Source organism: Pseudarthrobacter sp. TE3704 (assembly GCF_056279405.1).
Map to the genome: position 1 here is coordinate 33,770 of NZ_JBWCCJ010000012.1, position 21,285 is coordinate 55,054.

Genomic DNA, 21,285 nt, shown 5'->3' on the forward strand with positions numbered 1-21,285 from the left:
GCAGGCCGGGTTGGCGGCGGGTCAGGCGGCCTTTTTGCCTTGCTTCTTCTGGATGGGCTTCTTCGGGGCCGGCTTATTCTGAACCGGCGACTGCTGCGCGGGCTTATTCTGAACCGGCGGCTGCCGCGCGGGCTGCTCTGCGACGGGCTGCTGCTGGGCGTGCGGCCCGGCCGCCTCGGCAGGGACCTGCGCTTCCGCCCGCTGGCTGCCGACCAGGATGGCCTCCGTGCTGGCGGTTGAAGCTGCCGGACTTGTTTCGGCCGCGGCGTTTTCGGCCGCAGCGCTTTCGGCTGCGGCGCGGTTGCGGCGCCAGCGACGGTAAAGGTCGACGGCGGCCATCAGGCCCGCGATCGGGGTGAGGACGGCGGCCATGTAAACGAACAACATCCAGGTCAGAGTGGTCAGTGGCGGCTGGTTGTTGTGCAGGAGGGACAGCCCTCCCAGCATTCCCACGGCCCAAAAAAGGATCACCGCCGTGAGGACGGCGCCGGCGGGAAAATACTGGTTGCTCACGATCTTTTTCAGGGTTTCCATGCACTTCCTCCTGCCTGGCGCAAAATGGCCGAACACCGGCGGCTGCCGAAAGTGGCCGCATCAACACCAGTATGAAGCCGGTTATCACGAAAACTCTGCAAGACGCCACCGCGAGTGATGAAGCTAACTGAACGCGCCGCCGTCGTGCATTTTTCGGCGCGTCTTCCGCCCGTCCGGACGCCCCGTTACGGTTGGTTTTGTCCACTCGATTTCTGGAGGTTTTTGAATGCGCAAAGTGACCGCAGGCCTGTTCCATTCCGTTGACGGCGTGGTGTCGGACCCCTACAAGTTCCAGTTCGACAGCTTCGACGACGAACTGGGCGAAGGCCTCACCAAGATGATGGAAACAGTGGACACCGTGGTGCTGGGGCGCGTGAGCTACCAGGAGTGGGCAGGCTACTGGCCGAACGCGTCCGTGGACGAGGACTTCGCCGCCTTCATCAACCCGGTGGAAAAGTATGTGGCCTCCCGGACGCTCACCGGGCCGCTGGACTGGCAGAACTCGCGCCTGATGGACGCCCCGCTGGAGGAGTTCGTGGCGAAGCTGAAGGAGCGCGACGGCGGCGAGATCGCCGTGTGCGGCAGCATCTCCGTGACCCGCCAGCTGCTGTTCGCCGGGCTCCTGGACTCGCTCACCCTGATGACCCACCCCGTGGTGGCCGGCACCGGGCGCCGCCTGTTCGAGGACGGTGACCCGACCACCCGGCTGGTGCTTCAGGACCAGCGGAGCACCAGCAAGGGCAACGTCATCAGCACCTACAGTCGGCTGGAAGGCTAGGACCGCCCGGCCGCGACTACGCCTGGCGGGCTGAGGTAAGAACGCGTTCGACGGCGGAGATGTCGCCGGGGGTGGTCCGGCAGCAGCCGCCGATGATGCGGGCGCCAAGGGCCTGCCAGGTTGCGGCGCCCTCGGCGAGGGTGGCCGGATTCCCCTCCCAGGCCGCGCTCCCGGACGGTGTGGCAGGGCTCCAGGTCTTGGTACCGGCGTCGTAGGTTTCGCCGGAGTTCGGGTAGGCGACAAGGGGTTTGTCGGTTGCCCCGCGCAGCGCTGTGAGTGCAGGGGTGACCAGGTGGAGCGGCACGCAGTTCACGCCGACCGCCGCAACCTGCGGCTGCGCGTCAAAGAGTTCAGCCACGGCCGCCAGGGGCGTTCCGTCGCTGATGTGTGCGCCATCCCGCAGCGAGAAGGAGAACCAGGATTCGACGTCGTATTCCTGCGTCAGTGCCAGCAGCGCCTGGGCTTCGGCGTAGGACGGGAGTGTTTCACACGCGAGGAAGTCCGCACCGGCTTCCACGAGCGCCGCGATCCGGGGGCGGTGGAAGTCCCGGAACTCCGCCGGCGTCAGGACGTAGTCGCCCCTGTATTCAGAGCCGTCCGCCAGGTATGCGCCGTAGGGGCCAACAGATCCGGCCACCAGCAAGGGCCCGGCGTCAGGATTGACCGCCAGGTGTTCGCGGCGGGCCTCGTCTGCCAGCCGTACGGACAACGCCACGAGCTCCAAGGCCTCTTGGTCTCCCAGCCCCCGCTGTGCAAACCCCTGGGGCGTGGCCTGGTAGCTGGCGGTGGTGGCAATCCTGGCGCCCGCCGCGAAGTAGTCGCGGTGGACGTCCTTGATTAGGTGGGGCTGTTCCAGCAGGACCTTCGCTGACCACAAGGGATCGTCCAAACTGCAGCCGCGAGACTCAAGTTCGGTGGCCAGGGCGCCATCGGCGGGAAGGTGCTCCCCGGATTGCAGCAAGGAGGACAACGGCGCGGTTGAAGGCATAGTAGTCATAATACGCATTTTCATATGCTTGTAATGATTATTTCTTTCTGTCACGATGGCAGGCATCCGTCAGCCCGGCGGGAGGAAAGAGGACAGGTTCTTGGACGTTCAACTGCATCCGGTACGCAAGCTGCGCGTGCACTGGCCCATCAGCGGCACCACCTTTGCGCAGCTGGCCAAGGGGAAAGCGAGTGCCTTCCGGGATGATCCGGGCATCGCCCATCTGCTCCAGGCCCTGACGCAGTTCCGGGAGCTGGGCGACTTCGGCAACTACAAGCACGTGTTTGAGTCGGGACTTGGCTTCGAGGGCTTCACCACCGCGGAGGGCGCCAACCCCACCCTGGGACGTGTCGGCGAGCAGACCCTGTCCCCCACCTTCGTTTTCACCACGTACTTTGACGCTTCCCTGGAAGACGCCGCCGTCGAGCGCTTTATGCGTCAGATTGTGGACATCCACCCGTGGGAGGTCCCGGTGATTGAACTCACCGGACCCATTAGCGTCTCCAGCACGGCACTGGCACCGACCACCGAAGGAAGTGCAGCATCATGACGGAAACCACCATCACCGCATCCTTGTGGGAAGGCCTGCAGTCCGTCCTCGCAGGCAGGCGGTTCGTGGACCTGACGCATGCTTTCCACCCGGGCCAGCCCCGTTTCGCCGCGTTCCCTGATGAGGAGCGGGAAGCCCTCTTCGACATGGAGCGGGGCGACGGGTTCACCGTCCACCGCTATTCGATTGTGGGCCAGTGGGGAACCCACGTGGACCCGCCGTCGCATTTCATTCGCGGCGGCAGGACCCTCGACGAGATCCCGGTGAAGGAAATGATCCTTCCGCTGGTGGTCCTGGACATCACCTCACGGGTGGCCGGCAATCCTGATGCCACCCCCACACTGCAGGACGTGCGGGACTGGGAAAGCCGCAACGGCGCCATCCCCTCGGGCGCCTTCGTAGCCTTGCGCACCGGATGGAGCCGCCGCTGGCCTGACGCCGCGGCCATGGCCAACCGGGACAGCGACGGGTTGAGCCACACGCCCGGCTGGTCCCTCGAGGTACTGTCCTTCCTGATCAACGAGCGGTCCGTTGCGGCAGTGGGCCACGAGCAAACCGACACGGACCCGGGCCTCGCCACCTCCCGCCAGGATTTCAGCCTGGAAACCTACGTCCTGGAGCAGGACTGCTGGCAAATTGAGCTGCTGGCCAACCTCGACGGGCTGCCCGAGGCGGGCGCCGCCGTCGTCGCCACATGGGCCAAACCGCAGGGCGGCAGCGGCTTTCCGGCGCGGGTATTCGCCATCTGCTGAACGTGGCTGCCGGGCCGTCCCGTTTCCGCTCCACCGAAGCCGCATCACCGCGCCGAAGTCGCCGGAACACTGCGAGGTCGCCGGAACATTCCGGCGTCCTGGCAGCATTCCGGCGATTCCGACGCTCCACGGAAATCTGGACCGGGAAGCCGGCTCCACTAGACTCAACCCCATGTCAAAAACCTCCAGCATGGGCCGCGGAATCATGGCCGTCCTGGCTGTTGGTTCCCGCCATGAGGCCGGACATGCCGGCGGAACGGTGGCTGACATCGCCGCCGGCCTGGGCAAGGACCGCAGCCAGGTGTCGCGTTATCTGCGTGGCGCGGAGCTGGAGGGGTTCCTCACCCGCACCAACCAGCGCACCTACAGCCTGGACTGGTCCGTCCTCACCGATGCGCAACTGCTGACTGAGCGCCGCTTAGAGACCGACGGCGGCACCGCCCTGGACGCGCTGGCCCGCGAAACCGATGAGGCCTGCTTCCTTGGGGTGCTCGACGCAGACAGCACGGTGACCATCGGCGAAAGCGTCCCGGCCAGCAGCAACCTGGTGGGCTCCTGGCTGGGCAGGCCGTACCCCGCCTACTGCAGCGACGCCGGGCAGGCAGTCCTGTGGGAGGCGTCGGAGGCAGAGGTGCGCACCGTGTTCGCGGATGTCGCCTTCGTGCAGCACGGCCCGAACACGCCGGGCGACGTGGACGACTTCCTGGCACGGCGCGAGGCAGCCCGCGCGAGGGGTTACTCGATCGTGGATGAGGAGGCCGAACCGGGCCTCTACTCGCTGGCCGTTCCCATCCACGATTTCAAGGGCGATGTGGTGGCGGCGCTCCAGATCGTGGGCATCAAGGACCGGATGGAGCCGCGCCGGGAAGAATGCGCGGCCGCGCTTGTGGCCCAGGGTGAGTGGCTCGAGCAGAGGCTCGGGTACCAGCCGCAGGATTAAGCCCGATGGGCTCCGATCCGGTCGGCGGCCTGGTGAAGCACTGCCGCGGCAGCTTCGGCACCGGGCCCGATCTCGGCCCGGCGTCCCAGCACACTGAGCGACGCGAGGATGGTGCCGCCGGAGTCCCGGACGGGCACGGCGAGTTCCACTACCTCGTGCTCGAATTCTTCGTCGGCGGCAATGAACCCGCCGGCACGGTCCCGGACCATCAGGTCCCAGACTTCACTTGTTGAGTGGGCAGCACCCGGGCCGCCGATGCCGATGTAGTTTACGTCGGCCAGCAGGGACTCGAGGGCGGGACGGTCAAGGTCCCACAGCAACGCCCGGCCGGCGCCGGTGCACCAGACCGGAGTCACCATGCCCGGCTTCACGAAGCTTCCGGGAACCGCGTCATTGCTTGAACTCCGGACGAGGATAACGCGGTATCCGTCGCGGACGGAGAGCCGTGCGCGGAGACCCAGGGCGGCCACCAGCGCCTCTAGTTCGCTCTTGGCTTCCCGTACCCAGCCGGTGTTCAGTGACGCGGCGAGGCTGAAAAAGCGCTGCCCGGTCCGGAAGGGCCCGCGGTCCACGCGCTCCAGCATCCCAAGATCGCACAGTTCCTGGGTCAGCCGGGAGACCCGGCTTTGCTCCATGTCCAGCTCGGCGGCCAGCTGCGAAACGCCCAGCAGTTGACGGCCCCGTTTCTCCCGGTCGGCCACCAACCGGACGATGCGGAGCCCCTGCGCCATCGACGACGCCTCAGCGGACGAATCCACGCTTATCTGCCCCTCCCGGCCGGTAACCTCGCCCCATTCTTCCACGGCGCCACTCCCCAAACGGCGAGCCGGGAACCGGCCAGGAAGGAACGACGGCGGCCGTCCGGGAAGGTGCGCAACGCACCTGCCGGACTGCCGCCGTCGTCCACTTCCGTTACTTGGCGCGCGGTTACTTCGCCGGCAGTGCCTTGCGGCCGTGCCGGAAGTGGAACCAGATGTAGCAGGCGGCCACGAAGGGGATGCCGAAGTAGAGCGCGGCGGCTTGGGTGGGATCGAGGGCGATGCCGATCAGGGAGACGACGCAGAGCGAGAACGCCAGGATGGGCACCAGCGGGAACAGCGGGGCCTTGTAGGCCAGGGCGGAGACGTCGCCGCCATTGCGGACGAAGGCGCGGCGGTGGAAGAAGTGCGATGCGGTGATGGACATCCACACGCCCACCACGGCGAAGCCGGCCACGGAGACCAGGACCAGGTAGACCGTTTCCGGGGCAACCACGCTGCTGATCAGGGAAGCGAGGCCGCCCACCATACTCACCGAGAGCGCGATCAGAGGGATGCCGCGGCGGGTCAGCTTTTTGAACGCCCGCGGCGCGTGGCCTTCATCGGCGAGCGAGTAGAGCATGCGGGCGCAGGAGAAGAGACCGCTGTTGCCGGCGGACAGGAGGGCGGTGATGATGACGAAGTTCATGATGTCGGCGGCGAACGGCAGGCCGATGGCGGAGAAGACCGTCACGAACGGGCTCTCGTCCAGGCCCACCTCGCTGTACGGGATGGTGGCGGCGATGACCGCGATGGCGCCGACGAAGAAGATGAGCAGCCGGAGCACGGTGGTGCGCATGGCCTTGGGGATGCTGGTGGCGGGGTCCTTGGTTTCGCCTGCCGCGACGCCGATGAGTTCGGAGCCGGAGAAGGCGTAGAAAACGGCGAGCACGGTGACCAGGACGCCGGTGAAGCCGTTGGGGAACAGGCCGGCCTCGGTGGCGAAGTTTTCGAAGAGGAACGGGTGCTCTCCCCCGCCGCTGAGCGGCCGGAATCCGAAGAGGGCCGCGCCGCCCAGGACGATGAGGACGATGATCGCGGCAACTTTCACGATGGCGAACCAGAACTCGGACTCGCCGAAGAACCTGGAGGACACGGCGTTGAAGCCGAAGAGCAATGCAGCAAAAATGAGGCACCAGACCCAGACATCGACGTCCGGGAACCATCGCTGCATGAGCAGGCCGGAGGCGGTGAATTCCGAGCCGATGGCCACCGCCCAGCACAGCCAGTACAGCCAGGCGGTGGCGAAGCCGGTGGCGGGGCCGATGGAGCGGGCAGCGTAGATGTGGAACGCGCCGGAGACCGGGTAGGCGATGGCGAGTTCACCCAGGCAGGCCATTACCAGGTACACCACGAAGGCGCCTACCAGGTAGGCGATCACGGCGCCGAGCGGGCCGGCCTGGGAGGTGGTGTACCCGGAGCTGAGGAACAACCCGGAGCCGATGACGCCGCCCATGGCGATCATCACCAGGTGGCGCGGCCCCATGGACCGGCGGAGCCCTGATTCTGCCTGTTGTTGCGTTGCCGGCTGTGATCCGGCGGACTGCTCATCCAGCGTGAGCGGTGCTGAGGGTTCCACGGGCTTCTCCAAGGTGGGGGTCGGTGCGATGGGGCGCGCACAGTCCTTTGGTTCCGCCCCCGGGAAACGAAGAAGTGCACGTCGACAGTGCTGAAAGTAGCACGTCTGCCGAATTTTCAGTCACTAAAGACATAAGGGCATGCTTATGTTGCACGCTATGACGTTCGGTGACCCACCCATGCTGAAGTACGACGGCGCCACCTGCCCATCGCGTGGAGGCGGGCGGCGCCGTCGTGCGTCCCTCCCGGCAGGTCAGCCGCGCACGCGCTCGACCGCGGCGGCGCTGGCTTCCTGCCCGCTGGCCCGAAGTCCCTGGACTACCCCTGCGGCGTCCGCGGCGGAGCGGTTTTGGCTGAGCTTTTCCTTGGCCTCGATCCGTGTGATCAGCAGCTCGACGCCCACAATGGCGCGCAGTTGCCCGGTGATGAACCGCTCTGGGGCGTCGTCAACGGCCCAGGGCTGCTCCCGGCCGCCCTCGTGCAGCCCCGTCAGGCGGCGGACGTGCCGTCCCAGCCAGTCGGCGTCGTCATGGATGATCAATTCGCCGTAGACGTGCGCGGTTGAGTAGTTCCAGGTGGGCACCACGCGGCCGTGCTCGGCTTTGGAGGGGTACCAGGAAGGCGAGATGTAGGCGTCCGGGCCCTCGATGATGGCGAGCGCTTCACCGTGGGGCAGGGCGGAAAACTGTGGGTTGTTCCGTGCGGCGTGGGCGTGCAGTGCCCCACGCTCCCCCACTGTGGGCTCGTAGACGAAGGGGAGCAGGGTGGCCAGCAGGCCCTGGTCCGTCATGGTGACCAGGTTGGCGGCGCCGGGGCTTGTGAGGAGATGGCGGACGGCGTCGGCGTCTGCTGCGAAGTGGGCGGGAATGTACATGGTGTGGTCCTTTTGGGTTACGAGATGGGGGCGGGCCGGCTGAGCCGGACACGGACCGCGGCGCCGGCGCACGCGATCACGGCCAGGCCGCCGATGATGGTGGTCCAGGTCAGCGCCTCGCCCAGCAGGAGCGCGGCCCAGCAGATGCTGAGGACGGGCTGGAGGAGCTGGATCTGGCTGACCTGCGCGATGGGTCCAATGGCGAGTCCGCGGTACCAGGCGAAGAAGCCGAGGAACATGCTGACCACGGCGAGGTAGGCGAAGGCGGCCCATTCGGCCGGAGTGGCTGACGGCGGCTGGGCTGCAACCGAGATAACGGCGAGGACCAGCATCAGCGGCAGGGCGAGGACGAGCGCCCAGGCAATGGTCTGCCACGACCCGACTTCCCTCGCCAGCAGGCCGCCCTCGGCGTACCCGACGGCGGCGCAAATGACAGCACCCAGCAGCAACAAGTCGGCCCAGTGCAGATGCCCGAACCCGCCGGACTGCAGGAAAGCGAAGCTGATGGCGGCCAGTGAGCCAAGCACCATGACGGCCCAGAAGGCTGCGGGCGGACGCTCACGGGTGCGGAGCACAGCGGCCGTCGCCGTCGCGGCGGGCAGGAGGGCGATGACCACGGCGCCATGTCCGGCGGGAACAGCGGTGAGGGCATACGAAGTGAGTAGCGGAAAGCCGACGACGACGCCCCCGGCCACGAGTGACAGCCTCGCCCAGGTGCGGGCGGACGGGAGTCGCTGCTTGGCCAGCAGGAGGGCTGCGGCGGCGAGGGTCGCTGCGATGACGGCCCGGCCGGATCCGATGAACAGCGGAGACAGGCCGGCTACCGCCACACGGGTGAAGGGTACCGTGAATGAAAAGGCCGCCACGCCCAGGAGCCCCCACCAGATCCCCGTCGGGGTGTCGGGCAGTATCACTGGCCGTTCGGCGACAGTAGCGCTACTATATTCTTTCATGAACAACGATAGCAGTTCCCGCATCGTTTTGGCACTAAGGCAGTGGATTTCTGCAGCTGCCCCTGGGGCCAAGCTGCCGTCCACGCGGTCATTGGTGGCCGAGTACCAGGCGAGCCCCGTGACAGTGCAGAAGGCGCTACAGACCCTGACCTCTCAGGGGCTGATCGAGAGCCGGCCCGGAGTGGGGACGTTCGTGCGGGCGGTCCGTACTGCGCGGCCGGCCGACTACGGCTGGCAGACTGCGGCGCTGGGGGCACCGCCGTCGGCCCTTCCCTCCGCGTCCGGCACCATGCGGGACGTTCCCAACAGCGTCATGGCGTTCCACTCCGGCTACCCGGACCGGGAACTGTTGCCGGAGCGCCTTGTCAGGGCGGCCCTGACCCGTGCGGCCCGGGGTGATGCTGCCCTGTCTCGCCCGCCAGCAGCCGGCATGCCGGAGCTTCAGCAGTGGTTTGCGCAGGAGCTCGGGTCCGCCACGCCGGCCGGGGTCTCTCCCCCGACGCCGAGCGATGTGATTGTGCTGCCGGGAAGCCAGAGTGGGCTGAGCTCGATTTTCCGGGCGCTGGTCGGCGCGGGCCAGCCGCTGCTGATGGAGTCGCCCACATACTGGGGTGCGATTCTGGCGGCGGCGCAGACGGGGGTCCGGGTAGTTCCGGTGCCCAGCGGGCCTGATGGTCCTGATCCTGTGGCTTTGGACCGTGCTTTTGAGGAGACCGGCGCCCGGGCTTTTTACGCGCAACCCAACTATGCGAATCCCACGGGAGCGCAGTGGGCCCCGGGACGTGGCGAGGAGGTCCTGGAGGTGATGCGCCGGCACGGGGCGTTCCTGGTGGAGGACGATTGGGCGCATGATTTTGGGATCACCTCCAACCCGGTGCCGGTGGCCACACGGGACGACTCCGGGCATGTCATTTACGTCCGTTCCCTGACTAAGAGCGTCTCCACGGCCATCCGCGTCGCGGCGGTGATAGCGCGCGGTCCCGCCCGCGAGCGCATCCTTGCCCACCGGGCAGCGGAGTCGATGTATGTGAGCGGGCTGCTGCAGGCCGCGGCGCTGGATGTGGTGACGCAGCCGGGGTGGCAGACACACCTGCGAAGCCTGCGGCAGCAGCTGCAGTCGCGGCGGGATCTGCTGGTGACCAGTGTGCGGGAGCATGTTCCGCAGGCGCATATCGAGCTGCTGCCGAAGGGCGGACTGAACCTGTGGCTGCGGATGCCGGACGGGACGGACCTGCCGCGGCTGACGCGGGACTGTGAGGACGCCGGCGTGATGATTGCCGCCGGTACCGAATGGTTCCCGGCCGAGCCTGCCGGCCCGTTCGTGCGGCTCAACTACTCCGGCCCGAACCCCGGCGCGTACCCGGAAGGTGCACGGATTATCGGGGAGGCGTTAGCCAGGCAGTCCTAAGGCGTGACCAGCTCTTCGCTCTTCTCCCACAGGCCGCGCGCCAGCTCGGCGTCGTACGCCTGCGGGTTGGCCTTGGCCAGAGCGCGCTTGGCGTAGTAGGCCCCCGAGATCCAGTCGGTGCCCGGGGTGCCGTTGATCAGCCAGAGCATGGTGTCGGCGCCCTGGTCCGGGGTGAGCATAAAGCGGTTCAGCAGCGTCTTGTACGCGTGCCGGAACGGGCTGGTGGACTCGGCCGCGAAGTTGGTGCGGACCACGCCCGGGTGGAAGGCCGCCGTCGTAATTCCCTGCTCGCTGAAGCGGCGGTGCAGCTCCGAGGTGAAGAGGATGTTGGCCAGCTTGCCCGTGCCGTAGGCGCGGTTGGTGGAGTAGCTGTGCTCGGAGTTGAGGTCGAACAGGTCCAGCTTGCCGATGCCGTTGGCGCCGCTGGCGGTGTTGATGACCTTGGCGTTGCTGGCGGTGAGGGTTTCCATCAGCAGCGTGGTGAGCAGGAACGGCGCCAGGTGGTTGATCTGGAACGTGGACTCGTTGCCGTCCACCGTGAGTTGGCGCTTGCCCATGATGCCACCGGCATTGTTGGCCAGGACGTCGATGCGCGGATAGTCGGAGGTCAACTGCGCGGCGAGGGTGCGGACCTGGCCCAGTTCTGCGAAGTCAGCCACGAAGTAGTCGGCGTTGATCTCCTTGGCAACGGCTCGGGTCTTTTCCTCGGAACGGCCGACGACGACCACCTGCTCCCCTGCCTCGCTCAGCGTCCGCGCGGCTGCTGCGCCGATGCCGTCGCTGGCGCCGGTGATCACGATGGTGCGTTGGGTCAAGGGGTGTCCTTTGGTCGGTTCAATCCCGGTAGGGGTGACTCTGGCACAACGACGCCGGGCCGGCCGGCGTTCCCCTGGCCCCACATGCAAGTAGCGCCAAGTGTCGTTCTGAGGGGTCAAAACGGCACTTGGCGCTACCTAGTTGGGGATGGGAGGCTAGCCCACTGCCCCGGCCACCAGGAAGATGACTGCGGCGATGGCGAAGCCCATCACACCGATCAGCGTTTCCATCACGGTCCAGGTCTTCAGCGTGGTCTTAACGTCCATGCCGAAGAAGCGGCCCACCAGCCAGAAGCCGGAGTCGTTGACGTGGGAGACCACCACGGAGCCGGCCGCCACGGCAATGACCATCGCGGCCACCTGCATGCCGTTCAGTCCAGCGGAGGCCACGGCCGGTGCGATCAGGCCGGCGGTGGTGGTGAGTGCAACGGTGGCGGAGCCCTGGGCGATGCGGAGGATGGCGGAGATCAGGAAGCCGGCCAGGAGGAGCGGAATGCCCAGGTTTCCGAGCACGTCGGCCAGGGCCTGGCCGATGCCCGAGGTGCGGAGCACGCCACCGAACATGCCGCCGGCGCCGGTGATCAGGATGACGGAGCAGACCGGGCCCAGGGAGGACTCGAGCAGCTTCTCCAGCGCGCCGGCGTCCTTGCCGCGCTTGGCGCCCAGGACGAACATGGCCACGAGCACGGCGATCAGCAGGGCCACCGGGGTTTCACCGATGGTGCGCAGGATCTGGAACCACTGTTCGTTCTTGACCTCGTCGGACAGGACACCGGAGGAGGCCAGGGTGTTCAGGCCGGTGTTGATGAAGATCAGGACCAGCGGCAGGAGCAGCAGGCCAACGATGGTGCGGAAGCGCGGCGGGTGGGATTCGGCTTCGGCGGTGGCGTGGCCCAGGATTTCCGGCACGGGCAGGACCAGCTTCTTGCCGGTGTAGAGGCCGTAGAGGTAGGCGGTGACGTACCAGGTGGGGATGGCGACGATGAGGCCGGCGATGGTCACCAGGCCAACGTTGGCTTCGAAGAACGCGGACGCGGAGACCGGGCCCGGGTGCGGCGGCAGGAAGATGTGCATCACGGAGAATGCGCCGGCGGCGGGCAGGCCGTAGCGGAGCACTCCCCCGCCCAGCCGGTGGGCGACGGCGAAGACGACGGGCAGCATGACCACCAGGCCGGCGTCGAAGAAGATGGGGAAGCCGAAGATCAGGGAGGCCAGGCCCAATGCGAACGGGGCGCGCTTTTCACCGAAGACGCCGATGAGGTAGTCGGCCAGCACCTTCGCGCCGCCGCTCGTCTCCACAACACGGCCGAGCATTGCGCCCAGGCCCACCAGGAGTGCCACGGTGCCAAGGGTTGTGCCGAAGCCGTTGATCAGCACCGGGACCACCTGGTTGGCGGGGATGCCGGTGGCGAAGGCGGTGGCGAGGCTGACCAGGATCAGGGCGAGCAGGGCGTGCACGCGCAGCTTGATGATCAGGAACAGCAGGGCGACGATCGCGGCTGCGGCGATGAGCAGCAGGGGGCCTGCTCCCAGCGTCTGGGTCCATCCTTCGATGGTCATGGTTCTCCTTTGAAACAGAACTGTTGTTGGGGGATCTAGGGGGGTACTTAGGGGGTGCAGGGCGCCTGGCCGTGAGGAAGCTTCAAAGCCTCCACGACGGCGGCGACCAGCTCCTCGGGTGAGCGCGAGATATCCAGGCGGAGGCTGCCGGCGTCGAGCTCTTCCTGGCTGAGCGCCTCGAGCGTGGCCAGCTGGCTGGGCAGCAGGGTGGGCGGCATGAAGTGGCCTTCGCGATTCTGCATGCGCTGGCTGATCAGGTCAGCGCCGCCGTCGAGGTGGAGGAAGAGGACACGGCCTTCGGCTTCGGACAGGAGCTGGCGGTAGCTCTTCTTGAGCGCGGAGCAGGTGAGAACGGTACTGCAGCCGGCTTGGGCCTGGGCGGTCATCCAGTCGCGGATTTCCCGGAGCCAGGGCCAGCGGTCCTCGTCCTGCAGCGGAATGCCTTGAGACATCTTGGCGATGTTGCTCTCCGGGTGGAACTCGTCAGCCTCGGCGCAGGTCCAGCCCAGCTGCTTGGACAGGGCCGCCGCCAGGGTGGATTTGCCGGACCCGGCAACGCCCATGACCACAAGATGCGTGGGTGGATACTGCATGTTCATACCTCCGGAGAAGACGTCTTTGGCTTTCGAAGAAGCTCGCTGCGTGCCCGTGGTGAAGTGGGCTACGCCATAAGGTATCACCTTTTGGATCTAAAGATACTATCTTTCCGTGTCACAAGTCATACCTTTCGTGATTTTCGCTATCCTGTAAGGGCGCTGCGGCGCGGAGAGAGGCGGCGAAAACGATGTCGACGGCGACAGCAGGGGACGCGGATAACGCGTACGAGGGCGGGGCCTCCCCCGCAATGCATGAACGGGTCCTGGAGGCGGTTGGCATCGCCGTCGCGTCCGGGAGCCTCCCGCCCGGGAGCAGGCTGACGCTCGAGGGGCTGCAGCAGGAGTACGGAATTTCCCGCACGGTGGCGCGGGACACCATGAAAGTCCTGGAATCGATGAACCTGGTCTATTCGCGCCGGCGGGTGGGCATCGTGGTGCAGGAGCCCGAACAGTGGAACGTCTTTGATCCCAAGCTGGTGCGCTGGCGCCTGGCGTCGGACCGGCGAGAGATCCAGTACAGCAGCCTGACGGAGCTGCGCATCGCCGTCGAACCCATCGCCGCGGCCGGGGCGGCGCGTAGGGCCAGCGCCGCCGAACGCGCACAACTGGTGGCCCTGGGAGCAGAGCTCCGACGGCTGGGCGAGGCCGGTGATCTTCAGGCCTTCCTGGCGGCGGACATCGAGTTCCACCAGCTGCTGCTCCGGAGCTGCGGCAACGAGATGTTCCGGGCGCTGGAGGGCATGGTGGCCGAGGTGCTCACCAGCCGCACCCAGCAGGGGCTGATGCCGTTCAAGCCGCGGAACGAAGCACTGCAGGCGCATGAGGATGTGGCTGCGGCGGTGGCCCGCGGCGATACGGTGGTGGCCGAACGGGCCATGCACCACATCCTGGACGAGGTCCGGAACGCCATGGGGCTGGGGTAGCCCGACTGAACTGTGGTTGAGCCTGTTGAAACCACGAACGGCCCTGAACCGCATGAACGGTGCTGCCCAGCGCCGCTTGTGCGGTTTGGGGCCGCTGATGCCATTTGCCTTTCGGCACACCCGGGTTAACAAAAGCAGGGCCTGCCCGGAGGCAGACCCTGCTTGAAGAAACCTAACGGTCCCGGAACTCTAGGAAATTAGAGAGCCTGGATGTTGGTTGCCTGGGGACCCTTGGGGCCCTGCTCGGTGTCGAAGGAAACCTTCTGGTTCTCTTCGAGGGAGCGGAAACCGTTGGAGTTGATCGCAGAGTAGTGTGCGAAAACATCCTGTGAGGAGTCATCGGGGGAAATGAAGCCGAAGCCCTTTTCAGCGTTAAACCATTTGACGGTACCAGTAGCCATTATTTTTGTCCTTCGTGAAGGTGGAGGGAAAATCCCGACTTTCGGGCCCTCCGGCGTGGGGTGTTCAAAAACCGCTACTTCAGAAGAACGCGGACTTTCGACCGCGCGTACTGCCTGAACTACCAACTGCATAAACACAACAACAGGAACCACACTACAGGAGATTCCACCGGCGTCGAGCCAACTACGTCACAGGGCGCCCTCCCGCCATCAGGATTGTTGTCCCCATCGCCATATCCGCGGCAGCTGTGAAAGCATTTCCTGGGGGCCGTTCAGCAGGTCCAGGAATCGGCTCGGTGGCCCAGATGCTGGAGCGGGAAGGCAAACTTGATGAGTTCCTCGCCGAACACCTGAAACCTGTCGGAGATGCACCCACGCACTGGGTGGTGACCCTCTACGAGGACGGCGAGCCCGTGGAGGTCACCGTCGAGGCCAAATCCACCGAGGGCGGCGTCCGGGGTGCGGACGGCCAGCCGAACTGGCTGTCCATCTACGAACGCGCGGCGGCGGAACACCGGGGCGGTTCCTACGACGACATCGACGGCGGCTTCAGCCACGAGGCAATGGAGCTCATGACGGGAAGGTCCGCCGACAGGGACGGCGAGCTGGACCTGGATGAGATCGAGGACAGGCTTGGTAATGGCCAGGCCGTGTCCGTGGGGACCGAAGACACCAAGGATGACGACTTCGACTGGGTCTGGGAATCCGATGAGGTCAACCGGACCGACGTTGTCCCCAACCACGCCTACGTTGTAGTCGACGTGAAAACCAACGACGACGGCGAGAAGGTCATCGTCCTGGCCAACCCATGGGCCCCTCCGGCGGATACATGGGCGGCGACGACGACCACAAGTCCGGAACGCTGGAACTGACCGAGGATGAGTACAAGGAAAACTTCGACTCCGTGTACTCCGTGGACACGAAGTAAGGATGGCCGTGGAACAGCTCGTCACAGTGAAACAGGGCATGCAGCCCAGGTTCGGCGATGTCCTGGTGGGGATCGTGAAGATCGGCGTGGCCGACGGCGCCCCGGCCATCCAGGTCTGGATCCGGACTGAGGAGCAGGAACGCAAGCAGGCGTTCCGCGAAGGCCAGTCCGTGGCCCTGCCCGGCGCCGGGACCCTGCGTTTTGCTTCGATTAGCCCTGCCGGGGCCGGCACCGCAGCATCGGCCGTCCTGGCCTACGACGCCGTCGCGTCCGCCTGACCTGCGGCAGGAGGCCCAAGCCTCTGTACCCCGGCGGCGGTGCAGGCATATCCTGCAAACCAGACTGCCCAGCTGACGGGAGAAATAACCATGGAGATGCCCAAGGCGTCCGACGCCGACAAACAACGCTTCCGCTCGATTGTCCCCGACCATCCGGACGTGGTGGTGAAGCCGATGTTCGGCAACCTGGGCGCGTTCGTGAACGGCAACATGTTCGCCGGCCTCTTCGGATCCACCGTCGGCGTCAAACTGTCCGAGGACGACCGGGTGCTGCTGGAGTCCTCCGAGAGGACCCTGCCGTTCGGCCCTGCGGAGCGTCCCATGGCCGGTTACTCCGGCCTGCCTGAGATGTGGAATGAAGAGGGCGACGGCGACGACGCCCGGGCAAAGGCATGGGTCACGAAGGCTTATGAGTACGCTGCCACGCTGCCGCCCAAGGAGCCGAAGGCACCAAAGGCCAAGTCTGCCAAGACGAGCTCCGGTGGTTGAGCCTGTCGAAACCCCGGCGACGCCGTGCCGCCGGGCGGGGACTAAACCACGTCCAGCGTTTCAGTCCCTGTCGGCATAGCGGCCGCGACCGCTTCGACGGCGGAGCGCGGGCTTGTGAGGACAGGGACCGTGAGTCCGCTGAGCAGGGCGGCAGCGGGTTCCATGCTCGCCTGGGCCAGGACGACGACGTCGCAGCGGCCTGCGAGCGCACACGCCGCCTGGGCAACAAGCGAGTGGTAAGCGTCCGCATCGCCGGCCAGGAACGCGTCCCACGCACCATCGACGACACTGACTTCAACCGAGATATCTGATTCTGCGTCTGCGGCTTCCTCAGCGAGGACGCGGGTAGTTGGCTCGACGGTGCTCGTCAGCGCGACAAGGACACCCACGCGTGGACCGAGACCTACCGCCCGGCGAAGCATCGGCCGATCGATACGGATTACCGGCATCCCATTGCCCGACAGTTCCTCCGCCACCTCGCCGAGCGTGGAGCAGGTGCACAGGACCACCTCGCATCCAGCATCCCGAAGCTCCACGAGATGGGCGGCTACGATAGCCCCAACGCTTTTCGCCGTCCCCTCCTGCCGCGCAAGCTCCAAAGCCCCGGGATCCACGCGGTGGACCGTGGCGGCATTGGGCAGGTGTTCCCGGGACAGGTCTTCGAATGTCGCCACGTGGACCTGCGCCGTGTGGAGAAAGCCAACCGTGCCGGCAGCATCGGCGCGAAGTTCGGTCATGGAGCCTGACTGTATCAGGGCATGGACGGGCGCCGACTACGGGTGCACCAGAACCTTCACCGCCGTGTCCTTGTGGTTGATGAGGGTGTCGAAGCCCTGCTCCACCAGGTCCTCCAAGGCGATCCGGCCCGTGATGAACGGCTTGAGGTCCACCCTGCCTTCCTGCACCATCCTGATCACGGCGGGGTGGTCCCGGACATAGGCGATGGTGCCGCGCAGGTCGATCTCCTTGAGCACCAGCTTCTGCATGTCCACGGTGGCCGGCGCGCCCCAGATTGCCACGTTGACCACCACTCCCCCGGGCCGGACGGCGTCCAGCATGGTGTCGAGAACGGCGTTAACTCCGGCGCATTCGAACGCGACGTCGGCCCCGGTGCCGCCGGTCAGCTCCAGCACCCGCGCCGGCACGTCCTCCCGGCTGGGGTCCAGCACATGGTCCGCCACCCCGCTGGACGTGGCCTTCTCCTTCCGGGCCTGGGTCAGTTCGCTGACGATCGTGGTCACGCCCATGCCCTTCAGCACTGCTGCGGTCAGCAGCCCGATCGGCCCCGATCCGCCCACCAGCGCCGTGTCGCCCGCCTTCACGCCGCTGCGCTCCACCGCATGGTGCGCCACGGACAGCGGCTCGATCAGGGCTGCCTCGTCGAGGGGAATGCTGCCGATGGGATGCACCCACCTCCTGTCAACCACGATCTTCTCGCTCAGGCCCCCGCCGCCGCCGGAGAGCCCGATGAAGCCCATCTGCCGGCACAGGTGGTAGCTGCCCGCCTGGCACATGTCGCATTCGTCATCCACGAAGTACGGCTCGACGACGACGTTGTCACCCACCGCGAACCCCTCCACCCCTTCGCCGACTTCAGATACGGTCCCGGAGAATTCGTGCCCCATGGTTACAGGCGCATCCTCGTGGGAAAGCGGGTGCGGGTGCCCCGGGGCGGGGACGAAGATGGGCCCTTCCAGGTACTCGTGCAGGTCGCTGCCGCAGATGCCGCACCACGCGACGTCGATCTTCACCGCCCCGGCGCGGAGTTCCGGTTCCGGAATGTCCTCGATCCGGACGTCCTCGCGGCCATGGAAACGTGCTGCCTTCATGATGGTCCTTCCTTTCAGCGGGTGTGGTGGCTGGGCTGCAGTTCATACACAGGCGTCTCCAGTCCTTCCATCCGCGCCTTGAGCTGCAGAGCCAGGTAGGAGGAGTAATGGCGGCTCTGGTGCAGGTTGCCGCCGTGGATCCAAAGGTTGGGCACATTGGTGGGCTTCCACATGTTGCGCAGCTCCCCCTCCCACGGGCCGGGGTCCTTCGGGGTGTCCGAGCCGTAGCCCCAGCACTTGCCCACCCGGTCCGCCACCTCGGGAGAGACCAGATCCGCCAGCCAGCCGTTCATGGAGCCGTAGCCGGTGGCGTAGACGATCAGGTCCGCTTCGAGCTCAGTCCCGTCATCCATAACCACCGCATTGCCCGTGATCTTGGAGACCTGCCCGGATTTCAGCTTGACCCGGCCATCGATGATCAGCTGGGATGCGCCAACGTCGATGTAGTAGCCGGAGCCGCGCCGCAGGTACTTCACGAACAATCCGGACCCGTCCACCCCGAAGTCCAGGTCGAACCCGGCGGCCTCCAGTTGCGAGTAAAAGTCGGCATCCCGTTTAGCCATCGCCTGGTACACGGGCACCTGCGCCACGGGCAGGATCCGCATGGGCAGCGACGCGAACAGCAGGTCTGCCTTCTCCGTGGTCACTCCGGCAGCCAGCGCCTTCTCCGAATACAGGTCGCCGAGTGCCAGGTCCATCAGTGACTCGCTCCGGGCGATGTGGGTGGACGAGCGCTGCACCATGGTGACGTCGGCACCGTGCTCCCACAGGTCAGCACAGATATCGTGCGCGGAGTTGTTCGAACCGATCACCACCGCCTTCTTCCCGGTCCAGTCCCCGCCGCCCGGATGCTGCGAGGAATGCCGCTGCTCCCCCAGGAAGGACTCCGCGCCGTCGAAGGTTGGGATATTCGGGTAGCCGGACACGCCCAGGGCGAACACCAGCTGCCTGGGCCGCAGCGTCACAGGCTCCCCGTCGCGAAGGACTCTGACCACCCATTCCTGCGTGCCGTCGTCGTACTCTGCGCCCACGCACTCTGTGCCGCCCCAGTAGCTCAGCTCCATGATCCGGGTGTAGTGCTCCAGCCAGTCGCCGATCTTGTCCTTAGCCGCGAAGACGGGCCAGTCGTCCGGGAACTTCATATAGGGCAGGTGGTCGTACCAGACGGGGTCGTGCAGGTGCAGGGACTTGTAGCGGTTGCGCCAGGAGTCGCCCGGCTTCTCGTTTTTCTCGATGACCAGGGTGGGGACGCCGAGGCGCCGCAGCCTCGCGGCGAGGCCGATGCCGCCCTGCCCGCCGCCCACAATCACGCAGTACGGCTGTTCGTCGTAGCCGAGCCGGGCCTCCCGTTCCTCCTTGAGCTCCAGCCAGGAACGGCGGCCTTTGATGATTTCGTGCGCCACACCCTGGTCGCGGCGCGGCCCCTTTTTCTCTTCGAAGCCTTTCAGCTCCTGCATGGTGGTGAGCAGGGTCCAGCATTTGCCATTCCGGATTCGGAGGTGGCCGTAGCCGCGGGCAGCACCGGTTTCGAACGTGATCCAGGCTTCCACAGTGCCGTTAGCGCCGTCGCTTCCGGTTGCGTCCTCAGACAGGGTCCAACCAGAAGGCTGCACGTGGTCCAGCGTGGCCTCGAGCATCCGCCGGATGTCGGCCTTTCCTTCAAGGGTTTTGAGGTTCCAGGTGAACGCCACGAAGTCCCGCCAGAAGCACTCGTCCTCGAAGAGCTCCAGCGCGGCGTCCACGTCGCCCCGCTGCAGGGCGGCGTCCAAACCCGCCAGCCAGGCCTGCGCGGCTGCCGTGGGTGTTTCGGTCATGTCCACTCCTTTGTGTTGGTCCGTGTAGCTCCGTCCGTGGAATCCCCTGCGATATGCTGGACCGGGCGTGAGCTGCATCACCATTGGAACTCCGCGGGGGTTTCAACCGCGTTACACACTGCAGGCAACGGCGCTGGCAGGAGGAAGCTGTGGACTACGGCCTGAGGTTTTCGGATCCGGCAAAGTATGCACGTGCGCTGCGCCGTGCCCACGAGCTGGTGATCTCCGGCGTCCCGCGCCCGGAAATCCCGGACGTCCTGGCCGATTCGTGGCGCCGTTCCATGGCCCTGGGCATCAGCCCGGACCAGCACAGTCCGCGGCACCTGCATGACGCAGCCGAGGTGCTTGAGCTCCGCCGGGAGCACCGGCTGCAGCAGGTCATGCCGGCCCTTGACGAGCTGCTGGCGGATTCCTCGAGTTCCGGCAGGCACCTGCTGGTGCTTACGGATGCCAGTGGCGAGATCCTGTGGCGTGTTGGCAGCCCTGAAGTGTTGCGGCGGGCTGACCGGCTGGAGTTTTTCGAAGGGGCGGACTGGTCCGAGGCCGGCATCGGCACCAACGCCATCAGCGAGGCGCTGGTGACCGGGCGGCCCGTGCAGTTGTTCTCCGCCGAGCACCTGGTCCGGACCCACCATGAGTGGGCCTGCACGGCGGCGCCCATCACGGACCCGGCCACCGGCCGCCTGCTCGGCGTACTTGACGTCTCCGGCCCTCTGGACACCCTCACCGCGGACACGCTGCGGATGGTGCGGTGCGCGGTCCGGGTTGCCGAGTCGCTGCTGGTGGCGCCCGACGGCGGGAAGCCGGCAGGTGCCCCTTCTCCGGTCCGCGCGTCCCGGCAGTCCCCGCGCCGGCAGTCCCTGCGGCCAGCGGCCGCCGTCGAGTCGCTGGAGCTGCTGGGCGACCGGCCTGCCGCCCTGTTCCGGGACGGCAGCCGGGTGCCGCTGACGCTGCGCCGCGCGGAGATCCTGGCGTTGCTGGATTCCCGGCACCAGGGCTGGAGCGCGGAGGAACTTGCCTACGAGCTTCACGGCGACGCGGGCACGCCGGTGGCGATCCGCACGGAGATGTTCCGGGTCCGCTCCCTGCTGGGTGAGGCCGTGGAGTCGAACCCTTACCGGCTGGCTGCCGGCCTGGCCGGCAGTTCGGACTCGGGGCGGGTGCTTCGGCTGCTGCATGAAGGGCGGGTCTCCGACGCGCTGCAGGCCTACCGCGCTCCCCTGCTCAGCCGGTCCGGTGTTCTGTCGGTGCAGCTGCTCCGCGACCAGCTGGATCTCGCGGTGGGCTCGGCCGTGCGGTCCAGCGGTGACGCCGGGCTCCTGGTCCACTGGCTGTCCACGGACATGGGCGCCAATGATTTTGCCGCTGTTGAGGCGCTCGGACAACTGGTGGGACGCGGCGATCCGCGGTACCTGGCGTTCCTGGCCTCCTGCGGTGGCTAACCCGCAGAAGCGCACATCAACAGCCCTTGTCACGCCGTTAACCGTTCATTCATATCCT

Annotated in this window: 23 protein-coding genes; 10 read left to right on the plus strand and 13 right to left on the minus strand. The window is 66.5% G+C overall.

The annotated features are described in order from the left end of the window. Positions 1-21: 21 nt before the first annotated feature. Positions 22-534 carry a hypothetical protein gene (locus tag ACZ9BC_RS21680; protein ID WP_476247763.1) on the minus strand — a complete coding sequence of 171 codons (513 nt, stop codon included), beginning with the start codon at positions 532-534 and terminating at the stop codon, positions 22-24. Between the two features lie 226 nt (positions 535-760). On the opposite strand from ACZ9BC_RS21680, the gene ACZ9BC_RS21685 reads away from it, so the two are divergent. Beyond that, positions 761-1,312: a dihydrofolate reductase family protein gene (locus ACZ9BC_RS21685; RefSeq protein WP_476247764.1), complete on the plus strand. Its 552-nt coding sequence runs from the start codon at positions 761-763 to the stop codon at positions 1,310-1,312. Positions 1,313-1,328: 16 nt separating this feature from the next. Here ACZ9BC_RS21685 and mmuM read toward each other — a convergent pair whose 3' ends face one another. Beyond that, entirely contained in the window at positions 1,329-2,300 is a 972-nt protein-coding gene (gene mmuM / locus ACZ9BC_RS21690; protein ID WP_476247796.1) for a homocysteine S-methyltransferase, read from the minus strand. Positions 2,301-2,355: 55 nt separating this feature from the next. On the opposite strand from mmuM, the gene ACZ9BC_RS21695 reads away from it, so the two are divergent. The 3 genes from ACZ9BC_RS21695 to ACZ9BC_RS21705 all read left to right on the plus strand — a co-directional run bounded on the left by ACZ9BC_RS21695 (position 2,356) and on the right by ACZ9BC_RS21705 (position 4,542). Then, entirely contained in the window at positions 2,356-2,850 is a 495-nt protein-coding gene (locus ACZ9BC_RS21695; RefSeq protein ID WP_476247765.1) for a hypothetical protein, read from the plus strand. After that, on the plus strand, positions 2,847-3,602 hold the full coding sequence (locus ACZ9BC_RS21700) for a cyclase family protein (protein ID WP_476247766.1): 756 nt from the start codon (positions 2,847-2,849) through the stop codon (positions 3,600-3,602). Before ACZ9BC_RS21695 ends, ACZ9BC_RS21700 begins: the two co-directional genes overlap by 4 nt. Positions 3,603-3,774: 172 nt before the next feature. Continuing rightward, positions 3,775-4,542: an IclR family transcriptional regulator gene (locus ACZ9BC_RS21705; RefSeq protein ID WP_476247767.1), complete on the plus strand. Its 768-nt coding sequence runs from the start codon at positions 3,775-3,777 to the stop codon at positions 4,540-4,542. On the opposite strand, the gene ACZ9BC_RS21710 is transcribed toward ACZ9BC_RS21705, so the two are convergent. The 4 genes from ACZ9BC_RS21710 to ACZ9BC_RS21725 all read right to left on the minus strand — a co-directional run bounded on the left by ACZ9BC_RS21710 (position 4,539) and on the right by ACZ9BC_RS21725 (position 8,744). Beyond that, positions 4,539-5,300, minus strand: coding sequence for an IclR family transcriptional regulator (locus tag ACZ9BC_RS21710; protein ID WP_476247797.1), 762 nt, complete (start codon positions 5,298-5,300; stop codon positions 4,539-4,541). The genes ACZ9BC_RS21705 and ACZ9BC_RS21710 overlap by 4 nt on opposite strands. Positions 5,301-5,469: 169 nt before the next feature. Further along, positions 5,470-6,918: an amino acid permease gene (locus ACZ9BC_RS21715; RefSeq protein WP_476247768.1), complete on the minus strand. Its 1,449-nt coding sequence runs from the start codon at positions 6,916-6,918 to the stop codon at positions 5,470-5,472. 252 nt (positions 6,919-7,170) lie between these two features. Continuing rightward, positions 7,171-7,791: an FMN-binding negative transcriptional regulator gene (locus ACZ9BC_RS21720; protein ID WP_476247769.1), complete on the minus strand. Its 621-nt coding sequence runs from the start codon at positions 7,789-7,791 to the stop codon at positions 7,171-7,173. A 17-nt stretch (positions 7,792-7,808) separates the two neighbouring features. Then, positions 7,809-8,744, minus strand: a complete 936-nt coding sequence (locus ACZ9BC_RS21725) for a DMT family transporter (protein ID WP_476247770.1) — start codon at positions 8,742-8,744, stop codon at positions 7,809-7,811. Between ACZ9BC_RS21725 and ACZ9BC_RS21730 the strand changes: the two genes are divergently transcribed. After that, positions 8,743-10,152: an aminotransferase-like domain-containing protein gene (locus ACZ9BC_RS21730; protein ID WP_476247771.1), complete on the plus strand. Its 1,410-nt coding sequence runs from the start codon at positions 8,743-8,745 to the stop codon at positions 10,150-10,152. The two genes, ACZ9BC_RS21725 and ACZ9BC_RS21730, sit on opposite strands and share 2 nt — an antisense overlap. On the opposite strand, the gene ACZ9BC_RS21735 is transcribed toward ACZ9BC_RS21730, so the two are convergent. The 3 genes from ACZ9BC_RS21735 to ACZ9BC_RS21745 form a co-directional block, all read right to left on the minus strand. Continuing rightward, positions 10,149-10,967, minus strand: a complete 819-nt coding sequence (locus ACZ9BC_RS21735; protein ID WP_476247772.1) for an SDR family NAD(P)-dependent oxidoreductase — start codon at positions 10,965-10,967, stop codon at positions 10,149-10,151. The genes ACZ9BC_RS21730 and ACZ9BC_RS21735 overlap by 4 nt on opposite strands. Positions 10,968-11,123: 156 nt before the next feature. Continuing rightward, a complete protein-coding gene (locus ACZ9BC_RS21740) occupies positions 11,124-12,527 on the minus strand; it encodes a GntP family permease (protein ID WP_476247773.1) in 1,404 nt (467 codons plus the stop codon). A 47-nt stretch (positions 12,528-12,574) separates the two neighbouring features. Further along, positions 12,575-13,120 (minus strand): gluconokinase, encoded by a 546-nt coding sequence (locus tag ACZ9BC_RS21745; protein WP_476247774.1) that lies wholly within the window; start codon positions 13,118-13,120, stop codon positions 12,575-12,577. A gap of 191 nt (positions 13,121-13,311) precedes the next feature. On the opposite strand from ACZ9BC_RS21745, the gene ACZ9BC_RS21750 reads away from it, so the two are divergent. Continuing rightward, complete coding sequence (locus tag ACZ9BC_RS21750) at positions 13,312-14,046, plus strand: FadR/GntR family transcriptional regulator (protein WP_476247775.1); 735 nt, start codon at positions 13,312-13,314, stop codon at positions 14,044-14,046. 197 nt (positions 14,047-14,243) lie between these two features. On the opposite strand, the gene ACZ9BC_RS21755 is transcribed toward ACZ9BC_RS21750, so the two are convergent. Then, complete coding sequence (locus ACZ9BC_RS21755) at positions 14,244-14,447, minus strand: cold-shock protein (protein WP_009372930.1); 204 nt, start codon at positions 14,445-14,447, stop codon at positions 14,244-14,246. Positions 14,448-14,752: 305 nt separating this feature from the next. On the opposite strand from ACZ9BC_RS21755, the gene ACZ9BC_RS21760 reads away from it, so the two are divergent. The 3 genes from ACZ9BC_RS21760 to ACZ9BC_RS21770 all read left to right on the plus strand — a co-directional run bounded on the left by ACZ9BC_RS21760 (position 14,753) and on the right by ACZ9BC_RS21770 (position 16,142). Further along, positions 14,753-15,319 (plus strand): C2 family cysteine protease, encoded by a 567-nt coding sequence (locus tag ACZ9BC_RS21760; RefSeq protein ID WP_476247798.1) that lies wholly within the window; start codon positions 14,753-14,755, stop codon positions 15,317-15,319. A 64-nt stretch (positions 15,320-15,383) separates the two neighbouring features. After that, positions 15,384-15,653, plus strand: coding sequence for a hypothetical protein (locus tag ACZ9BC_RS21765; protein ID WP_476247776.1), 270 nt, complete (start codon positions 15,384-15,386; stop codon positions 15,651-15,653). Between the two features lie 90 nt (positions 15,654-15,743). Then, entirely contained in the window at positions 15,744-16,142 is a 399-nt protein-coding gene (locus tag ACZ9BC_RS21770) for a TfoX/Sxy family protein (protein ID WP_476247777.1), read from the plus strand. 41 nt (positions 16,143-16,183) lie between these two features. On the opposite strand, the gene ACZ9BC_RS21775 is transcribed toward ACZ9BC_RS21770, so the two are convergent. The 3 genes from ACZ9BC_RS21775 to ACZ9BC_RS21785 are packed head-to-tail and all read right to left on the minus strand — an operon-like array spanning position 16,184 to position 19,785. Beyond that, positions 16,184-16,879: an aspartate/glutamate racemase family protein gene (locus tag ACZ9BC_RS21775; protein ID WP_476247778.1), complete on the minus strand. Its 696-nt coding sequence runs from the start codon at positions 16,877-16,879 to the stop codon at positions 16,184-16,186. Positions 16,880-16,915: 36 nt separating this feature from the next. Continuing rightward, the gene (locus ACZ9BC_RS21780) at positions 16,916-17,971 is read right to left on the minus strand and encodes a 2,3-butanediol dehydrogenase (protein WP_476247779.1); all 1,056 of its coding nucleotides are present in this window, start codon (positions 17,969-17,971) and stop codon (positions 16,916-16,918) included. Positions 17,972-17,985: 14 nt separating this feature from the next. Continuing rightward, positions 17,986-19,785, minus strand: coding sequence for an NAD(P)-binding domain-containing protein (locus ACZ9BC_RS21785; RefSeq protein WP_476247780.1), 1,800 nt, complete (start codon positions 19,783-19,785; stop codon positions 17,986-17,988). Positions 19,786-19,934: 149 nt separating this feature from the next. Between ACZ9BC_RS21785 and ACZ9BC_RS21790 the strand changes: the two genes are divergently transcribed. After that, positions 19,935-21,227, plus strand: a complete 1,293-nt coding sequence (locus ACZ9BC_RS21790; protein ID WP_476247781.1) for a GAF domain-containing protein — start codon at positions 19,935-19,937, stop codon at positions 21,225-21,227. Positions 21,228-21,285: the final 58 nt, after the last annotated feature.